The 4,118-nt window shown below is 38.5% G+C and carries 5 protein-coding genes; 3 read left to right on the forward strand and 2 right to left on the reverse strand.

The window, feature by feature from the left end:
* The coding region (locus B5D35_RS22875; protein ID WP_101210512.1) for a hypothetical protein at positions 1-327 on the forward strand (327 nt) is incomplete at its 5' end.
* A gap of 867 nt (positions 328-1,194) precedes the next feature.
* Here B5D35_RS22875 and B5D35_RS24445 read toward each other — a convergent pair.
* Together B5D35_RS24445 and B5D35_RS22890 are read right to left on the reverse strand one after the other, a co-directional pair.
* Positions 1,195-1,440, reverse strand: a complete 246-nt coding sequence (locus tag B5D35_RS24445; protein ID WP_170915260.1) for a hypothetical protein — start codon at positions 1,438-1,440, stop codon at positions 1,195-1,197.
* A gap of 391 nt (positions 1,441-1,831) precedes the next feature.
* Positions 1,832-2,707 (reverse strand): LysR family transcriptional regulator, encoded by an 876-nt coding sequence (locus B5D35_RS22890; RefSeq protein WP_078754714.1) that lies wholly within the window; start codon positions 2,705-2,707, stop codon positions 1,832-1,834.
* 70 nt (positions 2,708-2,777) lie between these two features.
* Between B5D35_RS22890 and B5D35_RS22895 the strand changes: the two genes are divergently transcribed.
* Both B5D35_RS22895 and B5D35_RS22900 read left to right on the forward strand, forming a co-directional pair.
* Complete coding sequence (locus B5D35_RS22895) at positions 2,778-3,353, forward strand: nuclear transport factor 2 family protein (protein ID WP_244556721.1); 576 nt, start codon at positions 2,778-2,780, stop codon at positions 3,351-3,353.
* Between the two features lie 14 nt (positions 3,354-3,367).
* Positions 3,368-3,901 carry a peroxiredoxin-like family protein gene (locus tag B5D35_RS22900; protein ID WP_078754715.1) on the forward strand — a complete coding sequence of 178 codons (534 nt, stop codon included), beginning with the start codon at positions 3,368-3,370 and terminating at the stop codon, positions 3,899-3,901.
* Positions 3,902-4,118 lie beyond the last annotated feature (217 nt).

A 4,118-nucleotide genomic window follows, 5' to 3' on the forward strand; every position in this document is an offset into this window, starting at 1 on the left:
GCTTTAGTTAAAAATGATGCAAAGAACCAAGCTGATGAAGATTTTGGATTGAATGTAAATACGGATTCGTATTTACGATCTTGTATTGACACAGTGTCTCTACCTTGGAAAGATGCGAAGAATTCCGTTGACGTGATGAATGAATATGAGTTGGATTCTTTCATCTCTGCTATTTCAAATTTAGACTTATCTAAATCTGGGAGCATGACTTTTCGACTAAGCATTAAAGATTATGCAATGTTAAAGCTGGTAGCTAGTCAGCATGGAATGACGGTGACGACTGTTATAGAAACGGCAGTTCAAAAAATGAAGGCTGGAAGCAAGTAATACGGAATTGTATATGCGTTAATGTAAATACGGATTCGTATGTACGCCTGTGTTGTCAAACCTCTTGAGGGGAGCTAGTGCTGGAATAGCAGTTTTTCTTATTTACGAAAAACAGGTGTATTGATGCTGAGGCTGATGATTTATGTTTGATTTTAAACGCTTGGTTGATAATTGTACTCAGATAGGTAATGACGCTGCCAAAAGGACATTAGAGGCCGGGCGTCCTGTTACAAGTTGGGATGTCCAACGTAAAAAAGTTATACGAATTTATCCTGACGGGCGTATTGAAGATGTGCCTGTACCTAAGAAGGGGGCGTTATGACTCAAAATCTCGAACGAAAAAATAAAGGATTTGAACGATAAGTTGCACATGTTGCCATACCCGCTTTTTTAATTCTTTTATCCTCAATGTTCTGACCCCTTTAAGTGCTTGGGCCTTACCGCTAAAGCGGTCAGGCTTTTCGTCGCTTCGCTCCTCGTGCCGATAACTTAACTCAAGACGAGCTGGCTAATACCAGGTTCATGCTTCACTTGGTTTTAGCCGGCTCTGCTCGTTTAAGTTCCTGTCACCCAATCCTTAACGCACTCCGCTATGCGTCTGACGCGACGCGCTCCGTAAAAGCATTCGCATTACTGCGCAATGCTCACAAAGAATTTCACCCTTGCCTGATAAGAGCTTGTAATCGTGGCTAACGTCCTCGCCAGTCATTGAGTTTCCTTCGTGATTTTCCCCTACGTTCTCGCAACTTCCTGTAACTATCCTCAAATCATAACCTTATCTGCAAGGGTATATAAACGCTTCTCGCCCTTGCAGATAAGAACCTTGTTTGAGGAGTAGACAGTCAGGCGACAACGAAGATGAAAAATTCACTCAATAAGGAAACTCTGCCATGACTTACTCAAAGAACGCTTAAGCCATTTCCACTCATAAAGGAAGCGTAATATAGCAAGGCTGCCGTGCACAAGGACGTAAGCTTCCACAAACCCCGTACAAAACTTGTGTAATTCTCGGAAGTCGTTGGCAAATACCCAGTGATTACGCCACAAAATTAGCCAAATGATGGCAGTCAATTCCGTGCCAATCAAAGCCAATAGACCTAATCCCTGTACCACGTTTGCCGTGCCTTTAGGAGCACTTTCTGGCCAAATACCTTTTCTCAGTTGATCAAAATCTGCCTTTAGTTGGCTAAAGTCACCGAATAAATAAGGGTAAAACGATTTAATTCCCCTTTTTTTGAATACCAAGACGCACAACAGCAGAGTTAAAATTGTTGCCAAAATGCCAATACAATGTGTACATAACGTAAAACGACATGGGGAAAGTGCCGTTGAATATATTGCCAAAATTGCTTCATAATTTCTTTCATGCTGTCCTCCATAGGTTTATATCCTGAGAAGGTACTCTTTTAATAGGAAAAAGGAATATTACTGTTCGGCAAGAAAATAGCCTATTGAATCTGCGTCCTATCTAATTTCGGATACGATCTTATTACTTTAAATTCAATTAATTACTTAATAAAAAATCAATAAAACATCGAACTCTTAATGGCGTATTTATTGCTTTAGGATAGATTACATACATAGGTAATGTTCGTTCTTTGTATTGAGGCAAGACTGGTGTTAGTTTTCCTTGGTTTATCCAATCAGACACCATCCAAAAAGGAAATAACCCGATACCCACTCCAGCTAATGCAGCTTCTAATAAAACATCACCATTATCCGATCTTAGTGGGCCATTAATATCAACAGAATGCGTGCCATTATTGTCTTGTAGCACCCAACGTTGTTGCTCAGAGAATCGAGAATAAAGCAAACAAGCATGAGTGTTAAGATCACTCGGTTTTATCGGTTTTCCCATTCGTTGGATGTAATCTGGAGAAGCATAGAGTTTCAATTCATTATCCATCAAATGACGAGCAATTAACGCAGAATCTTCTAGTTGTTTAGCTCGGATGGCTAAATCTATCCCCTCTCCGATTAGATCTACATGACGATCACTTGCCATAATTTCAATGGAGATATTAGGGTAGTGAGCAAAAAACTTTGGCAGTAATGGCGTTAAAACTAATCTCCCAAAGGCTACTGGTACAGAAAGACGAATATGACCTTTTAATTGGGTGATATCTGAACGAACAGCGGTTTCTGCTTCATCTAAATCCGCTAAGATCTGCTGACATTTTTCAAAAAATAAAGCCCCAGCTGAAGTCAATGTATGATCACGGCTACTGCGTATCAACAATTGCACTCCTAATTCGCTTTCTAATGCCGCAATACGCTTACTTATGGTGGTTTGAGTTGTATTTAATTCTCGCCCTGTTGCTGAAAAGCTGCCAGTTTGAACGACTCGCATAAAGGCTTTCATTGCACTTAATCGATCCATTGGGTTATTCCAAAAAAGAATAGATGGTAGTCAGTTTAGCATACTTCTCAAATTTTATGGCATACCTATAATGAGCGGCATACAACGAGATGTCGGAGAAAAAATAATGAATTTACAAGAGAAATTAGAGATCTTATTAGATAAACAAGAGTTAACTGAAGTGATGTATCGATTTGCCCGAGCATTAGATCGTGTTGATGGTGAGTTAATGAAGGCGACTTATTGGGAAGATGCAATTGAAGAACACCAAGATCCAATTTTTCCTGAATTATTCTTTTATAACGACAATGCTCATAAATTTGTTGGCCCTGCTATGGAAGGATTTAAAAAACTTAAAGCGACTCAACATCGTATCAGCAATCCCTTAATTGAAGTCAACGGTGATACAGCAACAGCGGAATGTTATGTTTGGGCTTATCATTTACACGAAGAAAATGGGGTAGATAAAGAAGGTATTTTAGGTGGTCGTCATTTATTCCATTTTGAACGTCGAAATAATGTTTGGAAAATTAAGCACAGATCAACAATCTTTGATTGGAATCAAAATCAAAATGCGACGGCGATTTGGTCAGAAAATTATGATAATAAATACAAAGGAAAACGAGATAAAGAAGATGAAAGCTATCAATATTTAATGGCTCAATAATTAGAGGTAGAGTAATGAAAACTCAAAAATTTCAAGCAGGCCAATCTTTTCCTTTAATCAAATTACCAACGCTAGATGGAGAGTCTATTGCATTAGGATCGCCACAGGCACCATTCGATTGGAAATTGGTCGTGGTGTATCGTGGTAAGCATTGTCCTTTATGTACTCGTTATCTCAATGAGTTATCGACTTTAGTACAAAATTTTAATGAGATTGGTATAGATGTCGTTGCTGTTTCTGCAGATACAGAAACGCAAGTACGCCAGCATATAGAAAGCTTACCTAATATTAATTTCCCTTTAGCTTACGGTTTAACCGTAGAGCAAATGCAATCTTTAGGCGTCTATATTTCATTGCCTCGTTCAGAGCAAGAAACAGATCATCTATTTGCTGAGCCTGCATTATTCGTGATTAATAGTGAAGGTAATGTACAAGTATTAGATATGTCGAATGGCCCATTTGTTCGACCAGATTTAAACGTTTTACTCCAAGGATTAACTTGGATCCGCGATCCAAAAAATAATTACCCAATTCGTGGTACGTTTTAATCTCTATTTCATTTTATGTAACTGAGTTCATTCCAACAAAAACATCAAAAGAGTTAGATTTCTTACGTCAGAAAAGCTTTTTTTGCATAAATTATTCTATACAGAAACCTTTTGCTGTATTTAGTGGAAGGTTTTTTATACCTCAAATATGGGCTCCGTTGCAAAGTTTTAAGTTTCAGGCAATCTAGTGTCACCTTCCTCGTCGTTTATTAAGCAT

It is taken from the genome of Enterovibrio nigricans DSM 22720 (assembly GCF_900167155.1).
Lineage (GTDB): Bacteria > Pseudomonadota > Gammaproteobacteria > Enterobacterales > Vibrionaceae > Enterovibrio > Enterovibrio nigricans.